At 52.0% G+C, this 23,129-nt stretch carries 21 protein-coding genes; 4 read left to right on the plus strand and 17 right to left on the minus strand.

The genetic code is table 11. The features are described from left to right. Positions 1-85: 85 nt before the first annotated feature. From pnpS to dnaE, 12 genes are all read right to left on the minus strand, one after another. A complete protein-coding gene (pnpS, locus tag EVJ20_RS05555; RefSeq protein ID WP_131463840.1) occupies positions 86-1,813 on the minus strand; it encodes a two-component system histidine kinase PnpS in 1,728 nt (575 codons plus the stop codon). Continuing rightward, entirely contained in the window at positions 1,810-2,514 is a 705-nt protein-coding gene (locus EVJ20_RS05560; protein ID WP_070326940.1) for a response regulator transcription factor, read from the minus strand. Before EVJ20_RS05560 ends, pnpS begins: the two co-directional genes overlap by 4 nt. 196 nt (positions 2,515-2,710) lie before the next feature. Beyond that, positions 2,711-3,646: a malate dehydrogenase gene (gene mdh, locus EVJ20_RS05565; RefSeq protein ID WP_070326939.1), complete on the minus strand. Its 936-nt coding sequence runs from the start codon at positions 3,644-3,646 to the stop codon at positions 2,711-2,713. Between the two features lie 40 nt (positions 3,647-3,686). Beyond that, positions 3,687-4,958, minus strand: coding sequence for an NADP-dependent isocitrate dehydrogenase (gene icd / locus EVJ20_RS05570; RefSeq protein ID WP_070326938.1), 1,272 nt, complete (start codon positions 4,956-4,958; stop codon positions 3,687-3,689). Between the two features lie 114 nt (positions 4,959-5,072). Beyond that, positions 5,073-6,185: a citrate synthase gene (gene citZ, locus EVJ20_RS05575; RefSeq protein WP_070326937.1), complete on the minus strand. Its 1,113-nt coding sequence runs from the start codon at positions 6,183-6,185 to the stop codon at positions 5,073-5,075. 184 nt (positions 6,186-6,369) lie between these two features. Next, complete coding sequence (locus EVJ20_RS05580; protein ID WP_016508479.1) at positions 6,370-6,834, minus strand: DUF441 domain-containing protein; 465 nt, start codon at positions 6,832-6,834, stop codon at positions 6,370-6,372. A gap of 68 nt (positions 6,835-6,902) precedes the next feature. Then, positions 6,903-8,645 carry a pyruvate kinase gene (gene pyk / locus EVJ20_RS05585; protein WP_070326936.1) on the minus strand — a complete coding sequence of 581 codons (1,743 nt, stop codon included), beginning with the start codon at positions 8,643-8,645 and terminating at the stop codon, positions 6,903-6,905. 95 nt (positions 8,646-8,740) lie between these two features. Continuing rightward, positions 8,741-9,709, minus strand: coding sequence for a 6-phosphofructokinase (gene pfkA, locus EVJ20_RS05590; RefSeq protein WP_083273929.1), 969 nt, complete (start codon positions 9,707-9,709; stop codon positions 8,741-8,743). Between the two features lie 160 nt (positions 9,710-9,869). Then, the gene (gene accA / locus EVJ20_RS05595; protein ID WP_131443027.1) at positions 9,870-10,805 is read right to left on the minus strand and encodes an acetyl-CoA carboxylase carboxyl transferase subunit alpha; all 936 of its coding nucleotides are present in this window, start codon (positions 10,803-10,805) and stop codon (positions 9,870-9,872) included. Continuing rightward, complete coding sequence (accD, locus tag EVJ20_RS05600) at positions 10,798-11,652, minus strand: acetyl-CoA carboxylase, carboxyltransferase subunit beta (RefSeq protein ID WP_131507237.1); 855 nt, start codon at positions 11,650-11,652, stop codon at positions 10,798-10,800. Before accD ends, accA begins: the two co-directional genes overlap by 8 nt. Positions 11,653-11,666: 14 nt before the next feature. After that, positions 11,667-12,221 (minus strand): FadR/GntR family transcriptional regulator, encoded by a 555-nt coding sequence (locus EVJ20_RS05605; RefSeq protein WP_070326933.1) that lies wholly within the window; start codon positions 12,219-12,221, stop codon positions 11,667-11,669. Between the two features lie 74 nt (positions 12,222-12,295). After that, positions 12,296-15,463: a DNA polymerase III subunit alpha gene (dnaE, locus tag EVJ20_RS05610; protein WP_236636166.1), complete on the minus strand. Its 3,168-nt coding sequence runs from the start codon at positions 15,461-15,463 to the stop codon at positions 12,296-12,298. A 101-nt stretch (positions 15,464-15,564) separates the two neighbouring features. Between dnaE and EVJ20_RS05615 the strand changes: the two genes are divergently transcribed. Next, entirely contained in the window at positions 15,565-15,756 is a 192-nt protein-coding gene (locus EVJ20_RS05615; protein WP_016508471.1) for a hypothetical protein, read from the plus strand. Positions 15,757-15,772: 16 nt separating this feature from the next. Here EVJ20_RS05615 and EVJ20_RS05620 read toward each other — a convergent pair whose 3' ends face one another. Then, positions 15,773-16,738, minus strand: a complete 966-nt coding sequence (locus EVJ20_RS05620; RefSeq protein ID WP_070326931.1) for a DHH family phosphoesterase — start codon at positions 16,736-16,738, stop codon at positions 15,773-15,775. Positions 16,739-16,814: 76 nt separating this feature from the next. Here EVJ20_RS05620 and EVJ20_RS05625 point away from each other — a divergent pair, with 76 nt between their 5' ends. Further along, complete coding sequence (locus tag EVJ20_RS05625; protein WP_236633359.1) at positions 16,815-17,129, plus strand: YtpI family protein; 315 nt, start codon at positions 16,815-16,817, stop codon at positions 17,127-17,129. 40 nt (positions 17,130-17,169) lie between these two features. Here EVJ20_RS05625 and EVJ20_RS05630 read toward each other — a convergent pair whose 3' ends face one another. Then, a complete protein-coding gene (locus tag EVJ20_RS05630; protein ID WP_070329497.1) occupies positions 17,170-18,480 on the minus strand; it encodes a DRTGG domain-containing protein in 1,311 nt (436 codons plus the stop codon). Positions 18,481-18,641: 161 nt separating this feature from the next. Between EVJ20_RS05630 and EVJ20_RS05635 the strand changes: the two genes are divergently transcribed. Continuing rightward, positions 18,642-19,736 (plus strand): M24 family metallopeptidase, encoded by a 1,095-nt coding sequence (locus EVJ20_RS05635; protein WP_071397827.1) that lies wholly within the window; start codon positions 18,642-18,644, stop codon positions 19,734-19,736. A gap of 290 nt (positions 19,737-20,026) precedes the next feature. On the opposite strand, the gene EVJ20_RS05640 is transcribed toward EVJ20_RS05635, so the two are convergent. Together EVJ20_RS05640 and EVJ20_RS05645 are read right to left on the minus strand one after the other, a co-directional pair. After that, complete coding sequence (locus EVJ20_RS05640; RefSeq protein WP_131507241.1) at positions 20,027-20,749, minus strand: metallophosphoesterase family protein; 723 nt, start codon at positions 20,747-20,749, stop codon at positions 20,027-20,029. Between the two features lie 12 nt (positions 20,750-20,761). Beyond that, complete coding sequence (locus EVJ20_RS05645) at positions 20,762-21,487, minus strand: SDR family oxidoreductase (RefSeq protein WP_070329494.1); 726 nt, start codon at positions 21,485-21,487, stop codon at positions 20,762-20,764. Positions 21,488-21,670: 183 nt separating this feature from the next. On the opposite strand from EVJ20_RS05645, the gene EVJ20_RS05650 reads away from it, so the two are divergent. Then, positions 21,671-22,108: a universal stress protein gene (locus EVJ20_RS05650; RefSeq protein ID WP_016508455.1), complete on the plus strand. Its 438-nt coding sequence runs from the start codon at positions 21,671-21,673 to the stop codon at positions 22,106-22,108. A 49-nt stretch (positions 22,109-22,157) separates the two neighbouring features. On the opposite strand, the gene EVJ20_RS15360 is transcribed toward EVJ20_RS05650, so the two are convergent. Beyond that, a complete protein-coding gene (locus EVJ20_RS15360; RefSeq protein ID WP_131440042.1) occupies positions 22,158-22,748 on the minus strand; it encodes a 3D domain-containing protein in 591 nt (196 codons plus the stop codon). Positions 22,749-23,129: the final 381 nt, after the last annotated feature.

The raw sequence follows: 23,129 nt of genomic DNA on the forward strand, positions 1-23,129 counted from the left end.
GCCGGGATACGAGATGATGAAGAGGTCTCATCAATAGAGTAGCATCTGTTTGTAAAGGTCGTGTGAACGCGATATAAATTCCTTGTTAAGCGAGCGGGAATTCGATTGTGAACGTCGTCCCAACGCCTTCGTCGCTGTCAACATGGATCGTCGCATGATGAAGATCGACGATGTGCTTGACGATGGCGAGGCCAAGGCCGGTCCCTCCAGAATTTCGACTCCGGGCCTTGTCGACCCGGTAAAACCGTTCGAATATACGGCTCACTTCTTTTGGAGCGATGCCGATCCCGTCGTCTTTGACGATCAAGCGCGCCGTCGTCTCCCGCTTCTCGACCGTAATCTCGATCTGGCTGCCTTCTGGCGAATAGTTGATCGCGTTCGCGACAAGGTTCAAGATGACTTGCTTGATCCGATTCAAGTCCGCTTGCAAGACGACGTCGCCTTCGTGATGCGCTTCAAGATGGATTGATTTTTGCTCCGCCTTCTGGCTTAAGACGAGACACACCTCTTCGACGAGCTGATTGAGTTGGACAGGCGTGAACTCCAAATGGAAATTTTCCTGCTCGAGCCGTGACAGTTCGAGCAAGTCCTCGACGAGCATTTGCATGCGAGTCGCTTCTTTTTGGATGATATCCAAAAATTGATCGCGCAACTCGGGCACTTCTTTCGCCCCGTCGAGTAACGTCTCACTGAAGCCTCTGATCGAAGTGAGCGGCGTCTTCAATTCATGGCTCACGTTCGCAACGAAATCTTTCCGCATTTTCTCAAGCCGTTTCAGTTCGGAGATGTCGTTAAACAATAGAGTCGTCCCGCGCAGCATGCCGGTATCGCTAAAGATCGGGGCAGCTGACACCATATACGTCTTTTGGTTGAACCCGATTCGAATTGATAGCTGGCGACGGTGCGGCTCTTCTGTCAAATAGACGTCCTCGATCAACGTCTCGACGTCCGGACTCGGTAAAATGCCATGGTAAAACTGGCCGATCATCAAATCGTCGTATTGGAACATATCCCGGTACGATCGGTTGACGAGCGTGACGATACCGCGTTCATCGACGAGCAACAGACCGGCTCCCATATACTCGATCAGTGACTCGAGCCTTGCCCGCTGCACCGACTCCCCGAGCGAGATCGTCTCTAAGTTACGGGCGAGGACGTTAATCGACCCGGCCAGACTTCCCGTCTCTTCATCGTTGCGTAGTTCATACACACGGGCCCGGTAATTCCCGTCGGCGAGTTCGCGTAACACGATCGTCGCCTCATCGATCGGCCGGATGAACTGGTTCGTCAGATTGTGGAGGACGAATAAAATGAGGAAGAATGAGAAGAACAATGCGAGCGCGACCGTCAGCCAAATCCGGTTGTAGACACCTTCTAAGTCAGAAATATAGCGGATGAAGCTAAGGTAGACCGTTTCACCGGTCGACAGTTCAATCGGTTTCGTGAACTGGATCAAATCGTCGCGTGTCGCGTTGCCGAACGCACCGTTAACCGGAATCGTGTCGGCGTCAATCCGGTATTCGAACGCTCCGACGCGGAACGGCGTGCCGGCAATCACTTCCATCCTTCGGTTCAACAGCAAGATGTCGAAACTGCTCTCATCATCGATTTGTCGAACGTAGTCACGAATCTCCTCAAGCTCACCCCCGTCCAAATACAAGGCGGCGAGTTGGGCGTCTTCTTTCAACCGGTCGCGCTCCGAGTCCAAATAGAAATCTTTGAACAGTTGACCGAGCACGATCCCGAGTGTCAGCAACACGCCCGTCACGAGCAGGATGAGTGTCGTCAAAAAACGCGAGCGATACGTCTTCATTCGGGCATCGGTTCTTCCATCTTATAACCGAGACCTCGGATCGTCTTGATGTACGTCGGTTTCTTCGTCACCGGCTCAATTTTTTCACGCAAATGACTAATATGAACGTCGACGATACGCGTATCACCGACAAAATCATAGTTCCAAATGGCTGACAGCAGTTGATCACGCGTCAACACACGGCCTTTGTTTTTGGCGAGATAAGCCAGCAGTTCAAACTCTTTCGGCGTCAATTCGAGACGTTCGCCTTTTTTGAAAACCTCATAGTTCGAAGCGATGATTTTGACGTCTCCGATCTCGATGACGTCGGCGTCGACCGTCGTCGTTTCCTGTGGACCTGACCGGCGCAAAATCGCTTTGACCCGGGCCACGACTTCGCGCGGGCTGAACGGTTTCGTCAAATAGTCGTCAGCGCCAAGTTCGAGACCGAGCACTTTATCGAACTCGTCGTCTTTCGCCGTCAACATTAAGATCGGCGTGTTCACTTTTTGTTGGCGCAGCCGTTTACATACTTCAAGCCCGTCCATTTCCGGCAACATCAAGTCGAGGATGATCAACACCGCGTCTTGTTTCTCGGCTAATTCAAGCCCTGCTTTTCCATCATGGGCCGTCTCGACCTCAAATCCGGCTTGTTCTAAATTAAATTTTAATAACGTCGCAATCGATACTTCGTCATCAACAACAATTACTTTATCGGCCACACTAGTTCCTCCTCGAATCTATCTGTTCAGTCGTTTACACTACCTATTTTACAAATCAATCCCACTCGCGACCAACTTCAAAGCAATTCTTTACAAAAACAAAACAAATCCACTGTCTATCTCCAGTTTAGCACGCTTGGAAGAAAAACGAATCCAACAAAAAAAGTCTAGCCTGCGACGCAGACTAGACTTGCTTTCAAGTTAGGACGTTCAAGACGGAACGGACCGAGTCAGCCGAGCGCTTGAGCGCGGCTTGTTCTTCGTCCGTCAGGTCAAGTTCGAGCACACGCTCGATCCCGTTCGCACCGAGAACCGTCGGCACGCCAAGATAGAGGTCACGGAAGCCATACTCTCCATCAAGATACGTGATGGCCGGTAAAATGCGGCGTTGATCTTTTAAAATCGCTTCCACCATCTCGACGATGGCCGCGGCCGGCGCGTAGTACGCCGAACCGTTGCCAAGGAGTTGGACGATCTCACCGCCACCTTTACGCGTTCTCGCGACGATCGCGTCGATGCGTTCACTCGGCAACAACTTCTCGAGCGGGATGCCTCCTGCATACGAATAGCGGATGAGCGGCACCATGTCGTCGCCGTGACCGCCGAGGACGAACCCGGACACGTCTTTCACAGAGACGTTCAACTCCGAAGCGACGAACGTCCGGAACCGCGCCGTGTCGAGCACACCGGACTGGCCGATGACGCGCTCTTTCGGGAAGCCCGACTCTTTGAACACCGTATACGTCATCGCATCGACCGGGTTCGTCAAGACGATCAAGATCGCGTCAGGTGAATACTTGACAATCTCTTTCGTGACCGACCGCATGACGCTAGCGTTCGTCGTGACGAGGTCGTCCCGGCTCATGCCCGGCTTGCGGGCGATACCAGCCGTGATGACGACGATGTCCGAATCAGCCGTGTCAGCGTAATCCGACGTCCCGGTGATCAATGAATCAAATCCTTGAATCGGCGCCGTTTCTTGCATATCGAGCGCTTTTCCTTTCGTCGGGTTCTCAAACTCTGGCATGTCGAGAAGGACGACGTCTCCTAACTCTTTTTGAGCCAAGTATAGTGCCGTCGTGGCCCCCGTGAATCCGCTACCGATAACAGAAATCTTGTTGCGACGAATCATTGTGCTCTCCCCCTTGGTTTAGTCCAAACTTGAGTGCTACTTACATGTTTTTGATCAGTTCATCCGCAAACTCTGAACATTTCACTTCTGTCGCGCCGTCCATGAGACGGGCAAAGTCGTATGTGACGACTTTCGATGCGATTGTATTCTCCATCGAACGAACGATGAGGTCAGCCGCTTCGTTCCAGTTCATGTGACGGAGCATCATCTCACCTGACAAGATGACAGATGACGGGTTAACTTTGTCAAGACCGGCATACTTCGGTGCCGTACCGTGTGTCGCTTCGAAGATGGCATGTCCTGTCACGTAGTTGATGTTCGCACCTGGTGCGATCCCGATTCCGCCGACTTGAGCAGCGAGCGCGTCCGAGATGTAGTCACCGTTCAAGTTCATTGTCGCGACGACGTCGAACTCACGCGGACGAGTCAAGATTTGTTGGAGGAAGATATCAGCGATTGAATCTTTCACGATGATTTTGCCTTCCGCTTCCGCTTTCGATTGCGCTTCGTTCGCAGCAGCTTCGCCTGACTCTTCTTTGATGCGGTCATACTGGGCCCATGTGAACACTTTGTCGCCGTACTCTTCTTCTGCGAGTTCATACCCCCAGTTTTTGAAGGCGCCTTCTGTGAACTTCATGATGTTACCTTTATGGACGAGCGTGAGCGATTTACGGTTGTTCGCGATCGCGTATTCGAGAGATGCCCGAACGAGACGTTTTGTTCCTTCTGACGAGATCGGCTTGATGCCGATACCCGATGTTTCTGGGAAACGGATCTTGTTGACGTTCATCTCTTCTTTCAAGAACGTGATCAACTTCTTCACTTCGTCGCTGCCTGAAGCGTATTCGATCCCTGCATAAATATCTTCTGTGTTCTCACGGAAGATGACCATGTCTGTGTCTTCAGGACGTTTGACCGGTGACGGGACGCCAGTGAAGTAACGGACAGGACGCAAGCACGTGTACAAGTCAAGTTCTTGACGGAGCGCAACGTTGAGTGAACGGATTCCGCCGCCGACCGGTGTCGTGAGCGGTCCTTTGATGGCAATCAAATATTCACGGATCTCGTCGAGCGTCTCGTTAGGAAGCCACTCACCCGTTTGGTTGAACGCCTTCTCGCCAGCGAACACTTCTTTCCATTCGATCTTCTTCTCGCCGCCGTATGCTTTCTCGACAGCTGCATCAAAGACGCGGACTGCAGCGTTCCAGATGTCTGGGCCTGTTCCATCTCCGATGATGAATGGAATCGTTGGTACGTTTGGTACGTTGAGTGCACCGTTTTCTACTGTAATCTTTTGACCTTGTGTTGACATATGAATCCCCCTAAGTACATTTATGTAGGCCGACGCGAGCGCCGACCTACGTCATCTGTTAGTTTACCAAAGTTTATGTCTAAATTGTGACGCAATCTTCGAACGATGCGTCAATTAACGCTCGTTTACCGGTACGTATGAACGATTCGTTTCGCCTACGTACTCGGCACGCGGACGAATGAGACGGTTGTCGGCGTATTGCTCGAGGATGTGTGCGATCCAGCCTGACATCCGCGAGACCGCGAAGATCGGCGTGAACAGCTCTTCGTCAAGGCCGAGCGCATAGTACGTCGAAGCCGAGTAGAAGTCGACGTTCGGTTTGAGCCCTTTTTCAGTCTCGACGAGGTGATCGATCTTCTCAGACATCTCGTACCAATGTGGCTCATTGATTTGAGCCGTCAGTTGGCGACTCATCTCTTTCAAGTGTTTCGCACGCGGATCACCGTCCTTATAAACACGGTGACCGAAGCCCATGATCTTCTCACGGCGTTCGAACTTGCCGCGCACGTAGTCTTCGACTTTGTCGACCGAACCGATTTCGTGAAGCATCTTCATGACCGCCTCGTTGGCGCCACCGTGAAGTGGACCTTTGAGTGCGCCCATCGCTGCCGTCACACCAGAATACATATCTGAGAGCGTCGCTACGCAGACACGGGCTGTGAACGTCGAAGCGTTCAACTCATGGTCGGCGTGAAGAATGAGCGCCTTGTCAATCGTCGTCTCGGCGACTTCATTCGGCTCTTCCCCGTTCAACATATATAAGAAATTGGCTGCATACGACAAGCCTTGCTTCGGCGCAATCGGTTGCTTACCTTTCCGTAACCGCGCGAAAGCAGTCACGATCGTCGCGATTTGTGCTTGAAGACGAATCGCTTTACGCATGTTTGCCTCTTCGCTCATGTCTTCAGCCTCTTCATCGTACAACGCGAGTTGAGAGAGTGCCGTACGAATCGTGGCCATCGCGTTCGCAGACTTTGGTGCCCGCTCGAGTGTCGCGATGACGTCTTCTGGCAACTTCGCTTCTTGAACGAGCGCTTCTGAGAGTTTCGTTAATTCATCTGCCTTCGGAAGGCGGTCGTTCCATAATAGAAAGACGACTTCTTCGAACGTGGCATGGTCTGCCAAGTCATCGATTGTGTATCCTCCATAAGTCAATTGTCCATCAATGATCGAACTGACTTTTGAGGCTGCCGCCACAATTCCTTCTAACCCTTTAGTTGTTGACATTAATAACTCCCCCTCAGTCTTTGAAAGTAGTCGACCGCATCATACAGTCTGTTTGCAGGGAATAAGGGTGGGGGTTCGATAAATCTCCCCAGCACGTATCGAGTTCGCGCCACCCTGTCCTCCGTCTAGTATAAACAATTTACTGAAAAAAAGAAATGTAAGCGTATCCAGTCGTAAAAAAATGTCAAACCCACTTCTCGATAAGGTTATATCCCCCTAAAATGAGCGCGGCAATCCCGGCACCAACGAGCGGACCGACCGGAACGCCTTTCATGAATCCGACCGCAAGAATGGTGCCTGCGAGCAAGGCCGTCGTCACGACCGGGTCGACACGCATCAGTTGCACGCCCTGGGCGGCGGCGAGGGCGACGAAGATACCGGACGAAAAGGCAATGATGCCGACCGGTCCTTTAATACTATTCCACAATTCTCTAAAACCTATGTCTCCGGTCGCGATCGGGACGAGGACTGCGATCGTGATGATCGTCACACCCCAATGGATCCCTTTTGCGGCGAGCGTCGGGAACAGCTGGTCACCGAAGCCGATTGCTTTAATGATTAAGAGTACACTGCTCGCGATTATGACCGATTGATTATGGGAAATCACGCCGATCAAGACGAGTAATAGCAGAAATAAATAAGCACCCATGATTCATCCCTCTTTCTGAATGGAAAAAGAACCGACCTCATGAGAAGGTCGGTTCGATTGTCATTCGATTACGCGTTATAAATTTTTCCAGTAAGCGGGTCGATCGAGATCATCTGTCCGTCACGGAACGTAGACGTTGCAGATTCAACACCGACGATGACCGGTTTACGGAGCGATGGTCCAACGATGCCGGCATGGCTCGTCAATCCACCGTCTTCTGTGATGATGCCGGCTGCTTTTTCGATCGCTGGCATCATTTCTTTATCAGTGAACGGTGCCACGAGGATCATGCCGTCTTTTGCTTTAGCGTTCGCTTCGTCCGCGTTGTTCGCAACGACGACTTCTCCGACGAGGCCGCGCTCACCGATGCCGCGTCCGTTTGCAAGAGCGTGTCCGACGATGTGAATTTTCATCATGTTCGTCGTACCAGAAGTCGCTGCCGGAATACCTGCTGAGATGACGACGAGGTCGCCGTCTGTGACGAGTCCAGCGTGACGAGCTGCTTCAGATGCTTGAACCAACATCTCATCCGTGTTGTTCGGCATCGTGTCAGCAACGATCGGGTATACGCCCCAAACGAGGTTCAACTGACGAGCGACGCGCTCTGATTCAGTCACCGCGATAATGTTTGCTTCCGGACGATATTTCGCTGTACGGGCAGCCGTGTAACCTGATTGTGTTGGTGTCAAGATCGCTTTCGCGTTCAAGTTGATTGCCGTATGGGCAACCGCTTGTGAGATCGCATCCGTTACCGTATGCTCACTGCGTTTTTGACGATCTTTGAGCAAGTTTTTGTAGTCAAGCATACGCTCTGTACGAACAGCGATCGCTGCTTGCATTTGAACTGACTCGATTGGGTAGTCCCCTGCAGCCGTCTCACCTGAGAGCATGACCGCATCCGTACCATCGAGGATGGCGTTGGCAACGTCAGACGCTTCCGCACGTGTCGGGCGCGGGTTGCGTTGCATCGAGTCAAGCATTTGTGTCGCTGTGATGACCGGCTTACCGAGGTCGTTACACTTCTTGATCAATTCTTTTTGTACCGGTGTGACTTCTTCAGTCGGGATCTCGATACCGAGGTCACCACGCGCAACCATCAAACCGTCAGAGATAGACAAGATTTCGTCGATGTTATCGACACCTTCTTGGTTTTCAATTTTCGGGTAAATCTTGATGTGCGACGCATCGTGCTTCTCGAGAAGTTGACGAATGGCGACGACGTCAGACGCACGACGTACGAATGAAGCCGCGATCACGTCGATATCTTGCGAGATACCGAACTCGATGTCCGCGATATCTTTGTCTGTTAAGGCAGGAAGGTTAACCTTGACGTTCGGCAAGTTTACACCTTTCTTCGTCTTGATGACGCCTTCGTTTTCGATGATGCAACGAAGATCGCGGTTCGGAAGTTTTTCGACGACACGGAGACCGATGAGTCCGTCATCGAGCATGATGCTAGAACCGACTTCGACGTCATCGAACAATCCTTCGTACGTGACCGAGAAACGGTCTTTCGTTCCGACGATTTCTTCTGTTGAGACGATTGTCACTTCTTTCCCTTTTTCAAGGAGTGCCTTTCCGTCTGCGAACGTATGCGTCCGAATTTCAGGACCTTTCGTATCGAGAAGGACAGTCACGATTTTGCCTGCGACGCGTGATGCTTCACGGATGTCGCGGATACGTGCTCCGTGCTCTTCGTAGTCACCGTGTGAGAAGTTAAGACGAGCCACGTTCATTCCAGCTTCAATCATTTCTGGGAGAAGCTTCTCTGAAGCTGGTCCGATCGTACATACAATTTTCGTTCTACGCATAAATAAAAACCTCCTAGGGGATGTATTACATTTACACACAGAAAACGGGGGGTCGATTGACCTGATCCCGTCTCTGTGGAGTTCACTGTCACTCGTTAAATCGAAAGTTGGTTCGACAGGTCGATCAACTTCATGTCAAGCGTATGCTTGTTATGGTCGAGCGCCTCGTCGATATCGAGGTCCATCATTTTACCGCCACGGATTCCAACGACCCGGCCAGCTTTGCCTTCTAACAGGATTTCAACGGCGTAAGCGCCCATCCGGCTAGCAAGCACGCGGTCGGCGGCAGTTGGTGAACCACCACGTTGGATATGTCCAAGGATCGTGACACGTGTTTCCGAGTTTGTCTGCTCAGCAATGAGTTTACCAATCTCTTCGGCACTGCCAGCTCCTTCAGCAACGACGACAATCGAATGTTTCTTGCCGCGGGCAACACCATGGTTGATCCGCTCCACAATCGCACTCAAGTCTTCAGGACGTTCTGGGACGAGGATCGACTCCGCTCCACCGGCAAGACCGGCGTAAAGAGCGATGTCACCCGCGTCGCGACCCATCACTTCAATGACATACGTACGTTCATGTGAAGAAGCCGTGTCACGAATCTTATCGATCGCATCGAGCGCTGTGTTGAGCGCTGTGTCAAATCCTATCGTCGCGTCCGTTCCCGGAATATCATTGTCGATCGTGCCAGGCAGCCCGATTGTCGGGAAACCTAGCTCCGTCAACTTCTGAGCTCCACGGTAAGAACCGTCTCCGCCTACGACGACGAGCGCATCGATGTTGAATTTCTTCAACTGTTTGACCGCTTTAGCCCGGCCTTCTTCAGTTCTAAACTCTGGGCAACGGGCAGAACGTAAGAACGTTCCTCCGCGTTGAATGATATCGCCGACTGAACCTAGGTTCAATTCAACGAGATCGCCTTCAATCAAACCTTGATAGCCGTTATACACACCGTACACTTCTAGACCTTCAAAAATTGCTTTTCGGGTCACTGCACGGACTGCAGCGTTCATTCCAGGGGCGTCTCCCCCACTTGTCAATACCGCAATTCGTCTTAAATTCACGTCACTCACCTCTTATGTGTTTTAACGAAATCTGAAATAAAAATACCATGTCTGACCTTTGTTTTACAACACAAGTATGTGAAAAAAATGCATGGGGTACCGTCGGAAGCAGTCATTTCGTGAGTGGTTTAACGTGAACCTCAAGCGGTTGTTACCGTTTTCACGAGCCAAATGTGCCAATTTGATGATATTTGGCAGCGCGCCCTTGCAGCAACTCATCGCGCGAGCGTTTCACCAACTCACTGACATGCTGTGTTAATACAGGCTTCAAGAGCGAAGACTGTAGTGACACATCGATGTGGGCTCCGCCAAACACTTCCGTCACAATCTCATCGACAATCCCTAAATCGAGCAAATCTTGTGCTGTAATCTTCATCGTTTCAGCGGCACGTTCCGCCAGCTTAGCGTCTTTCCAAAGCAGTGCTGCCGCACCTTCTGGCGAGATGACCGAGTACGTGCTGTTCTCGAGCATGAGCAGCCGGTCGCAGACACCGATGCCGAGCGCTCCTCCAGAACCGCCCTCGCCGATGACGACAGAAACGATCGGGACTTTCAACGTCGCCATCTCAAACAAGTTGCGTGCGATTGCCTCGCTTTGTCCGCGTTCTTCGGCCGCCTTACCCGGGTAAGCACCTTTCGTGTCAATGAACGTGATGACCGGCCGGTTGAACTTCTCGGCCTGCTTCATGAACCGTAACGCTTTGCGATACCCTTCCGGATGAGGCATGCCAAAGTTTCGCAACATGTTCTCTTTCGTATTGCGGCCGCGTTGATGGCCGATGATTGTCACCGGGACACCGTCGAGCGTGGCAATCCCCGCGACGATCGCCGCATCATCATATCCATGTCGGTCGCCATGCAGTTCAATAAAATCTGGGAACAGCTGATCGATATAGTCGAGCGTCGTCGGCCGTTTCGGGTTCCGTGCCAATTGCACGCGATCCCACGGTTTCATATTCCCATAATTGTCTTTTTCTAATCGGTGGAGCTTCGTCTCGAGATGGCGGATCTCCCGGGATAGGTCGATCCCTTTCGTTTCCGCCATCTCGCGCAACTTCACGAGTTGTTCGTTCAATTCTTTCGTTGAGTCAAACATGATGTGCCCCCCCGTCATGTAAATCGATGATGTTCTTTAAGAACGAACGCATCTGTTCACGATGAACGACGGCATCGAGTTGACCAGCCTCTAGCAAGAACTCAGCAGTTTGGAAGTTGTCTGGTAATTTTTCACGAATCGTCTGTTCGATGATCCGCCGTCCGGCGAAGCCGATCAACGCACCCGGTTCGGCGACGTTCAAGTCACCGAGCATGGCAAAACTAGCCGAGACGCCACCTGTCGTCGGATGGGTCAAGTAGGCGATATACAGCAATCCGGCCTCGTCATGTTGCTTGAGCGCGATGGACGTATTCGCCATCTGCATGAGGCTGACCATCCCTTCTTGCATGCGCGCACCGCCTGAAGCGGTGAACAACACGACAGGTAATCGTTCCGCAGTCGCAGTCCGGACGGCTGAAGCGATCGCTTCCCCAACGTAAGCTCCCATTGACCCCATCCGGAAGCGCGCGTCCATGACACAGATGACGGCGTGACGGCCAGAGATCATCCCCCGGCCGCAGACAATCGCCTCTTCAATCCCAGTTCGTTCCCTGTCTTTTTTTAATTTTTCTTCATAATCTGGAAAATCGAGCGGATTTTCTTTCACGCGCGGTCCAGCAAATTTTACGAATGAGTTCTCATCAGTGAGCAATCGAATCCGCTCATCTGCACTGAGCGGGAAATGGTAGCCACAATCGCACACTTTATAGTGTTCGTTCAATTGTTTCGTATAATGCATATATTTACAGGATGGACATTTCGTCATCAATCCTTGTGGTGCGTCAATTTTCGGTTCTCGTTGACGCAACGGCATGTATCGTTTTGGTTTCTTGAAAAAAGCAGTCATCGCTTCCCCCTCGTTCATTCCGGCATCCTCACCTTGCGCCACATCTCCAATAATTGTGTTCGTTCTTCGATCGTATACAGTTCACCTGCGTCCGTCCCGTCATAAAATCGGTTCACTTCACTCCAAATTCGAATGAAGAGCTCGTTGTCTAGGCCTAGAATCAGCTGTTGACGGAACTCGCGATCATTCGCTAAGTTCGCTTCGAGCAGCTTGACCCGCTCCGGTGTCGGCTCGACTTCAGAAAACGCAAGGCGCTCAAGCAACCGCAACATGTCGACGATGTCGGACGCTTTCGTCTGTTTCGTGACGATAAACTCAGACAAGATCTCAATGTAGCGGTGCCGATCTTGCTCGCACAAAAACGTCCCGCCCCCGTGACGCGTCTCCACGATCCCAAGAAAGCTGAGGGCCCGAAGCGCCTCTCGGACCGAAGCGCGGCTGATTGAAAGCGTCTCGGCCAGTTCACGTTCGGATGGAAGACGGTCGCCCGGCGCGAGCGATGCCTGAACGATCAACGATCTAATTTTAGAAATGTTTTCGTGAAATGAGGATGCGTATTTTCCATGCATCTGACCGTTCAACTCCTTTTCGGATGGCATTCTCTTTAAAGTGGTCAGACCAATCAAACAGATTATACCACTTTTTATGACTTGGTACTAGTTCCCGCGCCGGACGTTTTTGAATCGACCCGCTTCAAGACGACGTCCGCTTCCCCGAACCGGCTCTTCAAAGCGGTCATGAAGGATTCCGTTGGATTGACCGAGTAAGCAGACGCCAATTGCTTCACCTCTTTTGAGTCGGAGAAGCGACAAATTACCGGGACGTCCCCACTTGCTGTATGAAGGAGTTCTTCGAGCTCGGCGAACGATTCACGGCGAAGCCGGACGAACAACGCTTGACCATTTAATGGCCGCACCCGCTCCACGACGAGTTGATTCCGCCCGTCCCGCTCGTTTGGATGAACCTCGAGCAACAGGACGTTCCCGACATAGAGCGAGCGTGCGTAGTTTGCGAACACGCGTGGGAAGATGACGACCTCATCTTGCGAGACCCCGTCATCGACCATGGCGACACCCATCTCCTCGTTTTTCTTCGTCTTGAACGTCCGGATCGCATCGACGTAGACGACGATGAACCCTCTGTCGCCGCGCAACACTTCCTCGATCGTGGCCGTGTCCACTTGAAGGGGTGCCACCGTCGTCAAAGGTGAGTGGACGATCCACGTCCCGAGCGCCTCGCGTTCTTCTTCCGACCAATTCGGTTCCGGCGTCTCGGTCCGTTTCAAACCGAGGGCCGACAGTTCATCCGGGAGCAGATGTGTCCCCGCCTCTTCCCGCAAGCGTTCCACGGCCCGGAAAGCCCGGCTCCGCTCCCCGTGGTACATGCGGTCTAACGCCCCGGAACCGAGCAGACGGCGCAATTTCAACTGATCTTTCGTTCCCCAGTCCATCAGTTCCACGAGTCGTTTCACATCGGTGAACTGATCGTGATGCTCAATCAATCGTTCCACGTCCCGCTTCGTCAATCCTTGAATCGCCTTGAGGCCGAGACGGACTCCCGGACCTTCTAGAGACGCTCCCGCTTTCCCGTGCAAGACGTCAGGAGGATAGACGGGGATTTTACCTTTCCTTAGCATACGCACGAGTTGATTCGTCTTATCGTACGTCACGAGATAAAAAATGCGTTCAAAGTGTGCTTTCACATACGCTAATCGATAACTGATCAAACTATAGGCGACGGCGTGCGACCGGTTGAACCCGTAGCCTGCGAATTTTTCAATCCATGAGAACACTTGTCGCATCGAATCCGTGTCGTACTCCGCCGTCTTCTCCAAAAAACGGGTTTTCTCGACCTCGATGGCGGCCATATCCTTTTTAGCGATGGCTCGACGAATCAAATCGGCCTCGGCGTATGAATATCCGGCGAGTTCGCGCAATAACTTCATGACTTGTTCTTGGTAGACGAGCACGCCTTTAGTCGTCTCCATCACTTCGCCAACGATCGGATGGACCGGCTTGTACGGCATCCCGTGCTTGCGTTTGGCATACGTCTCGATGAACTGCATCGGTCCAGGGCGATAAAGCGACATCGTGACGACGATATCTTCAAACTCGGTCGGTTTCACTTGCCGCAGCGCCTGCTTCATCCCGTCCGACTCAAACTGAAAGACGCCGTCTGTATCGCCTCGTGCGAGAACACGTAACGTCCGATTGTCATCGAGCGGGATCGATTTCAGCGAGAAGAGTGAATCGGTGTCACGAATCAACATCTCCATCTCGCGCAATCGTGTCAAGTTCCGGAGACCGAGCAAATCGATTTTTAGCAGTCCGAGCGCCTCGAGATCCTTCATATTATATTGTGTCACTTGGCCCCCATCCGTCGGTTGCAGCGGCGTTACCGTGTCAAGCGGATCTCGGCTCAAGACGATCCCGGCCGCATGGATCGACGCTTGCCTCGGCAACCCTTCCAATTGAGACGCGATCGTCAACAGGTGCGACCGTTTTTGACTTCCGGCAAACCACTTCATTTTAGTCGGATTGTTCGTAATGCCCGCGATCCCGTCGTCCTTGACTTGTTTACTGGCAGCCTGGCCTTCTTCAAGCGTCATCCCGAGAGCGCGGGCCACGTCACGCAGCGCCGCCTTCGCTCCGAACGTCGCTAACGTACCGATTTGAGCGGCGTGATGCAGCCCATACTTGTCAAGCACGTACTGGACGACCTCGTCTCTCCGTTCGTCTTCGAAGTCTAAATCAATATCTGGCATACTGATCCGTTCCGGGTTCAAGAAACGTTCAAACAGCAAATCGAAGCGAACAGGATCGACTTCTGTAATATGAAGCGCGAAACTGACGAGCGACCCGGCCGCTGAACCACGACCTGGACCGACTTCGATGCCCTGCTCCCTGGCGAAGCGAACGATGTCCTCGACAATCAAAAAGTATGAGGCGAACCCCGTACCGGCGATGACGTCAAGCTCGTACCGGGCCCGCTCGATATACGTGTCGGTGAGCAAATCAAGTGCTTTCAATCGCTCCGCGACGAGACGTTTGAGTCGATCGACGGCATCAGGCAGTTCCGGGATCGCGGCAGTCGCGGCCGGAATCTGCGTTACCGACGTAAGTTGTTCGAATCGCGCGAGTTCCTCGAGCTCCAAGGGTTCGAACCAGTCGTTCATCTCGCTCGGAAGCCGCACATACTTGCCTTTTTGATGAACGTCCTCTTGGGAGATGACCTCGCCTTCCCCGATTGCGACGATGGCACGATACGCTTCAAAATCTTCTGGTCGCATATAGCATGTCTCTGGCGTCGGCACTAAACGAACACCGAGTTCTTCGCGCATCCCCCGAAGCTGTTTGACGATGAGCGTCTGTTCGGTCGTCTGCGGAGCAGGCAACCCGAGCCATAACCGTTCTTCTGCCACAAAGCCGAGTATACGGTTAAACAAACGACGTCGGTGGACCGGGTCACTCGTTTTCCAATTCTCAGGTAAGATGACGACCGATAAATCTGTCGGTTCGGTTAATCCGCCTGCCTCGACGATGCGATACAGCTTTGGAATATCTAGGTCGGTCATCGCATACACGAGCACGGCCAACTCGAGCCCATCGACATGAAGGCTCGTCCGTAGACCGATGACCGGCTTGACAGCATAGCGTTCGCATAGTCTCACAAATTGAGGAACGCCATAAAACGCGTCATCTGCGACCGCGACCGACTTACTCCCCCGCTCCGCCATCGAGGCGACATATTGCTCTAAGCGAATCGTGCTATGCATCAAGCTAAACGCTGATCTTACATTTAAATGGAGCACAAGCGCCCCCCTCTCTTGTTTCTTAATTGTCAAACTCATCTCGATGCTTCTCTGATACAATAATTATAGACAAAACGAATGATAAAAGGGGGTAAAAGCGTATGATTATTAATCGGGGTAAAATCGCGCGCGACAAGTTAGAACTTTTACAGAACGGACAGACCGTATTTGCCGACAGTCCTGAAATTATCGAACGGCTGCGCAAATACATTACCGAGTACCAACTTGACGTCGTCGAAGACGTCACCGATCGCGGCACGTGGTTCATTCCACAAGACGACGATACAAAATGAAGAGAGCTGACCGCGGTCAGCTCTCTTCATTTTCAAATTCGAACGGTGCGGCCACTTCTTCTAGTGCGGCAATCACATCGTCCATTTCTTCCCACGTGTCAATTGTCGCACCGGCTGCCATCGGATGCCCGCCGCCACGGTAACGTTTGGCGACTTCATTGATGACCGGGCCTTTCGAGCGGATACGGACACGAATCTCATCTTTGTTCTCGACGAACATGACCCAACATTTCAACCCCTCCAGTCCAGAGAAGCTGTTGACGAGCAACGACGCCGCTTCTGGCGTCGCATGAAACGTCCGGAGAACGTCGGCGTCGATTTTGACATATCCGACGCCCGCCTCTGTCACTTGAACGTTTTGCAGGACGTAACCTTGCAGTTGGAGTGTCGCCAAGTTCGTCTTATACATTTGGCGGTACAAGCGGTTCGTGTCGATGCCGTAACTGATCAAGTCAGCAGCGATCTCAAACGTGTGCGGCGTCGCGTTCCGGAACTGGAAGCGTCCCGTATCACCGACGATACCCGCGAAAAGTAAGAACGCCGACTGCTCATCGATAGCCAAGCCCCATATCCGAGCGAGCTCGGCCACAATCTCCGACGTCGAACTGACCGTCGTATCGACGATCTGATGTGTCGCATACTCGTCTTCGTCAGGATGGTGGTCGATCTTGACGACGGTCTTCCCTTTCAAGGCGTATGGTCCATCGATTCGTTCGTGGTTCGCTGTATCAAGCACGAGGACGAGCGCCTCGTCATACATCTCCGGCTCCACGTGTTGCATCTTCCCTAAAAATTCGAGGTCGCGGGCAATACCGCCGACGACGTAAACGTGTTTATCCGGGTAAGCCCGCTCGATGATCCGCTTTAAGCCGAGTTGACTTCCGAGCGCATCCGGATCGGGACGGACGTGTCGATGGATCATAATCGTGTCCGCCGCCTCGATTAACTTCAATATCGTTGTTGCTTCAGGCCAATGTGCCATGGTCGTTCCTCGCTTTCTTGATGTCCATTCTATGGTATGATGATAACAGATTATACGTTTGAAAGGGGTTTCTCACTTGAGTCAATTAATCATGATCGGACTCATCTTGTTCTCACTCGGTGCGTATTTGGTCTATAAACGTCGGGCCTTCTTGACGAAGACGCCGTACCGGAAAGCGTTGTTCAACACGCAAGCGCTCATCTGGCTCAGCTTGTTTTTGGCGCTGTTCGCCATCAACCAGATGCTCGGCGGCCTCGGCCTCAATTCGACCATCGGCTGGATCGTCAGCATCGTCATGCTCGTCCTCGGGCTTGGCAACGCAATCGTCGGGATCATTCGCTATCGCAAGATTTTCCCGAAGGCGTCTGAAGAACCAATCAACCAATCTTAATATGTAAAACGAGCTGATGACATCATCAGCTCGTTTTTCTTTACCGGTCGATCAGTTGCGCTGTGACGAGCGCTTTGGCGACGAGTTGTGTCCCTTGTGTCATCTCGACGTCGACTTTCCCGAACTTTCGTCCGAGGTCGAACACGTTCGCCGAGACGCGGATTTGGCTCTCGATTTGAATCGGTTTCATGAAGTAGACCGTGATATTCTCGACGACAAGGTCGCCTTTTTTCATATGCCGCAAACTCCGGGTCGCCCCTTCGACTAGAAGCGTCGTCAAGACTCCGGACGACGCCGTCCCCATGTGGCTCGTCATTTGAGGTGCCACTTCGACCGTGAACGCCGTCCCGTTCGAAGTCGGATCCTCTTTCAACTGATTGGTGATCATATTATCAAACGTCTCACCGACTTGTGGTTGCCGGTTCGCGAGCTGAAGCGCCTTTAGGACGTCTTGACGGCTGATGATGCCGAGCAGGCGACCGTAGTTGTCGACGACCGGCAACATCTCGATCCCTTCCCATACCATCTGGTGGGCCGCATTCGTGACACTTGTCTGAACGCCGGCCGTGATCGGGCTTTTCGTCATCACTTTTTCGATTTCTGTATCGTGCGGCCGATCGATGAGATCTTTGGCGGTGATGACGCCGACGACTTTCATCTGGTCGTCGATGACCGGGTAACGGTTGTGCTTCGTCCGTTCATTGAGTTCGTGCCAACGTTTGACCGTATCGTCCACTTTTAAATAAAACGTATCGTGTAACGGAATGACGATATCCGAGACGAGCAGAATTTCCTTTTTGATCAAACGGTCATAGATGGCGCGGTTGATCATCGTCGCCACGGTAAAGCTGTCATAGGAAGTCGAGATGACAGGCATGTTGTACTTATCCGCCATCCGTTTCACTTCGTCGGTCGTATCGAATCCACCGGTGATTAGTACGGCCCCGCCTGATTGCAAGACGAGTTCATGCGCTTTCTCCCGGTTACCGATGATGACGAGCGAGTCGACGTCGATATATCGCATCATCGCTTCGAGCTTCATCGCCCCGATGACGAACTTAGATAGCGTTTTATGCAGGCCGTCGCGTCCGCCGAGCACTTGACCATCAACGATGTTGACGACTTCGGCAAATGTCAGTTTTTCAATGTTCTCTTTATGTTTGCGCTTGATGCGGATCGTGCCGACCCGTTCGATCGTTGACACGAACCCCAAGTTCTCCGCTTCTTTGATGGCCCGATAAGCCGTCCCCTCTGATACCGCAAGTTCTTTGGCGATTTGGCGAACGGAGATTTTAGACCCGACATCGAGCGACTCGATATGTGCTATGATCTGTTCATGTTTTGTTGTCATGTCACGAGTCCCTTTCCTCAATACATTTTCTGTCATCCTCAGTATACTGTATCAGTGAACCTTGTTCAAACTGTACTACTGAAAATGCAACATTTCCTTTCCATTTTGGAAAACGCTATAATGAACGAGAAAGCCACTGAACAAGAAGGAAGGGAATCGAGTTGAATCAACGAACCAACCACATTGCACAATCTTTGGCCACGAAAGGGCTAGACGCCGCGTTTGTCACGTCAAAAGCGTCCGTCTTCTATTTTTCAGGAGTATACGCCGAGGCCCATGAACGTTTGATCGCTATCCTAGTACTGAAGAACGGGACAACGGCGCTCGTCTGTCCGGCCCTTGAAAAAGGAATCGTCGAAGCGAGCGACTGGAACGGTGAGATCGTGACGTACATGGACCACGAAAATCCGTGGGACAAAGTCGTCAAACTGTTTCTCGACCAACAAATCATTCCGGAACGAATCGGGATTGAAGGCGAGCATTTACCATATAACCGCGTCGAACAACTGCGTGCCGGATTTGCCGGACTGTCGATCATTGATTTGACGGAAGAATTACAAGCGCTCCGAATGATCAAGTCGACAGATGAGATCCGGGTCATGAAACGCGCGGCCGAACTTGCCGACATGGCAATCGAAGCCGGCATCCGCGCGTTGCGTGAAGGGGTGACCGAACTTGAAGTCATCGCCGAGATCGAATACGCCATGAAACGGCAAGGTGTCCGTGAAATGTCATTTGACACACTCGTCTTGTTCGGTGAAAATAGCGCCGATCCGCACGGTGTTCCTGGCAACAACCGACTCAAAAAAGGTGACTTCGCCTTATTCGATCTCGGTGTCGTCTGGCAAGGCTACTGTTCAGACATCACCCGCACCGTCGTCTACGGTGAGGCGAGCACAAAACAACGGGAAATCTACGAGACCGTGCTCCGGGCCGAAGAAGCCGCCATCGAGATGGCGAACGTCGGGACGACGCTCGGCTCGATCGATATCGCCGCCCGCCAAGTCATCACGACGGCCGGATACGGGGAATACTTCACCCATCGCGTCGGTCACGGTATCGGCATCGAGGTCCACGAGTTCCCATCGATGGCAGCCAACAACGATATGACGGCCCAGGTCGGCATGACGTTCACGGTCGAGCCAGGCATTTATCTCCCTGGTGTCGGCGGCGTCCGCATCGAGGATGACATCGTCATGACCGAAAGCGGACCAATCTTGTTGACGAGCTTCCCGAAGACGTTACAAGAAATTTAAAAGAGGTTGACTAACACAATCAAATTCGCTCGTCCTTCCGGTGCCCACGCTTTCCGCAGGCAATCCCTGAGCCTTAGTACCATCGGACGAGCAAAGCAAACGGTCGCCCTCGGGCGGCCGTTTCACGTTCTACCGCGGACGAGAACGACCGTTACATAGCATTTCTTCAATTTCATGTCGGGCAGAGCGCCTCAAGGTCTTCGGACATAATAAAAGACGAACGAGATTGCTTTTAGCGACCTCGTTCGTCAACAACTTGAGGTTGAAGGCATATGTCCTCAACCTCTTTTTCAATAGAACAGGCGCCACATCACTTCGCGCTGTGGCACTTCGTCACGCTCCATCTTGTTCATGAAAGACGGTTTATCGTACGGGATCGTCTTAGCACTGACACGCAGTCCCGCCTCATCCCACTGCAGCACCCCGTAGCGGGCCAAATCGTCTTTGGCGACGCCGAGCGCCCCTGGATTGAAATACCGTTTACGCTCATCTTGAAACGCGTGGACCGGGTGATGGTGACCGAAACAAACGACGTCCGCCGCGTAATCACCAAATAAGCGTTGCATGTTCGGAAGCGTCGCTTCGACGATGTCATGAAACGGCTCGTCGACGATCGATGCCTCACGCTTTTCAGTCGGGATGTGGTAATGAATGCCGTATATACGCTCCCTGCCTATCGTTTGCTCGATCGTACGAGGCAATTTCATAAGCGCATCGGCGTAGTCAGGGCGCAACGTTCGCGCGACCCATTCGTGATGAGGCCGCGTATGGGCATAACTTTCGGGATGTCCCGTTCCCGCGAGCAGTGAGAGGACGGCTTCATCGTGGTTTCCCGTGATCATCTTGACACCTCGGTCGAGGAGTCGCGCCATCACTTCGTTCGAATCTGGTCCCATCGCGATCATATCGCCGAGACTCCAGATGTCATCGATCCCTTGACCGTCCAACTCGTTCAATACCGCGTCTAACGCTTGGACGTTCCCGTGAATGTCCGTCAAAATGGCCAACTTCATATGAAGCACTCCTTACTTTCGATATTGGTGGACGACGTTGACGCCTCCGGTCACATCGATGACCGCCCCGGTGACCATGTCCGAGTCCCGCGCGAGCAAGAACATGATCATTCGCGCGATGTCTTCGCCGGTCCCATGCCGACCGACCGGTGTTTGATTATCCGGTTCAGCGGATTCGATCCGCATCTCTTTCTGCGCACCGACGATGTTACCCGGATTGATCATGTTCGCCGTGATACCGTGCACCGCTTCCTCGAGCGCGACCGTCTTCGTCAAACTGACGAGACCGGTCTTCGCGGCAGCAAAGGCGGACCGGTGCAACCAGCCCGGTGCCGTCGCACTCTCAGGGAAGCCGTACGTGATGATACGACCGAACTGTTTCGCCCGCATATCCGGAATCGCCCGACGCATCAGCCAAAACGAGGCGGACAAGTTCCCGGTGATCACTTCCTCCCACTCCTCGTCCGTCAAATCAACGAGACATTTTCGTTCGAAAATATATGGACCCGCGTTCAAAATCAAAGCGTCCGGCTTACCGAACTTGCTCACCGCCTCGTCATAACCGGCCGTCACCGCTTCTCGGTCCGTCAACGGTGTCTCGATCATATGTAGCCGTTCGTGCTCCCAATCAATCGGTTTTCGTTGAAGCACGCTGACATACCAGCCTTCCTCCAACAGTCGTTCCGTTACAACCCGGCCGATCCCTTTCGCACCAGCCGTGATGACTACGTGTTTCATCGTCATCCCTCCTCTGTATCATCTTACCCGTTCCATCTATTGATTTCCAAACTTCAACCTGTTCCGTAAGAAAGTTGTGAAAATTTCACACATTCTCAAAAGAAGCGGGCGTGAATTTCGAGTGAAGTGGTATACTATATATGTAAGCCGCACGTACATTTCAAGCGAAAGGTTGGGATTTACATGGCAATTGTCTACAAACATATCCTTTCTGCCGTCGACGGCTCGAAAGAGGCGGAACGCGCATTCGAAACAGCAATCGACGTCGCACTTCGAAACGACGGAAAACTGTATATCGGTCACGTGATCGATACACGGACGTTCGCAACGGTCGAAGCATACGATCGGACGATTACCGAACGTGCAGAAACTTATGCGAAAGAACTGCTCGACGACTATGTCAATCGGGCCAAAGAACGTGGTGTCAAAGAAGTCGAAACGGTCATCGAATACGGTTCGCCTAAAGTGACGATTGCGAAAAAAATCGCACCGAATCACGAAATTGACCTTATCATCTGTGGAGCGACCGGCTTGAATGCGGTCGAACGCTTCTTTATCGGTAGCGTATCCGAGAGCATCGTCCGGTACTCGAAGTGCGACGTCTTGATCGTTCGTCAATAATTTCATTAAAAAAGAGTCATCGCGTTTGCGATGACTCTTTCTTATTGGCTTATAAGACTTTGACCGTGACCGTCTTGCGGCCGAAGTTGATGGCCGCACTTTGCGAGTACATGAGAATGTCGATCTTATGTCCTTTGATAGAGCCGCCTGTATCAGCCGCCGTGTACGTACCCATCAACTTCCCACCAACATACACTTGTACTTTAGAACCGAGCGGGATGACGCGCGGGTCGACAGCGACGACGTTATGTCTTTGTGTACGAACGTTCCATCCGAGTGCCGTCTTACCTGAACACCCTTTGCAGTATGGTGTGTAGGCAGAGGCGTTCATCGTATACGATTTCACGCTCGCTTTCGCAACCGGTTTAACGGTGCGTAAGTATTTGGTTGCGATCCAACCGGCCTTACCTTTATAGTTGACGCGAATCCAAGCCCCTTTTGTACCAGTGCGCTGGAGTTGTTGTCCTTTATTGATTTTTCCAAGTACCTTACCATTAATCGTAGCCGCTGAGCGAACGTTCAATCCGTTCACTTGGCTTTTTACATAAATTTTAGAAGACGCCTCTACTGGTTGTTGCGGTAAAAGCATGGCGAATGTCATGACCGTCAGTAATAAGACCGTTCCAATTTTTTTTAACATGAGGTTCGTCCTTTCCTAGTCGGTTTGTTTTGTCGTTTTTCATAGTTGTCAGTTCTTGGTGATTGTTACGTTCAAACATAAACACGATGCGTCAAGACGAGTAATGTTTCGTCCAGATAACTATATGACGAAACAACCGGACGTGCGTTTACAACTAAAATTCATTTGAATGACACAAAAATTACAGGAGTGTTACAAAAACGGACTATTTTAACGGTAGATGACAACTTTACAGATATACGACCTTTTGTGTCATATTAAATTCCAATTATTGGTTTCAATATGACTCAAACGTTACAAACGTATCGTTTTCCGACTCTTTTTATTACAGTGCGCGTCTCCCGGATAATCCTTTAGACACAATTTTCCCGGATGAACTAT

Source organism: Exiguobacterium sp. SH0S1, from assembly GCF_004337165.1.
Classification (GTDB): domain Bacteria; phylum Bacillota; class Bacilli; order Exiguobacteriales; family Exiguobacteriaceae; genus Exiguobacterium; species Exiguobacterium aurantiacum_A.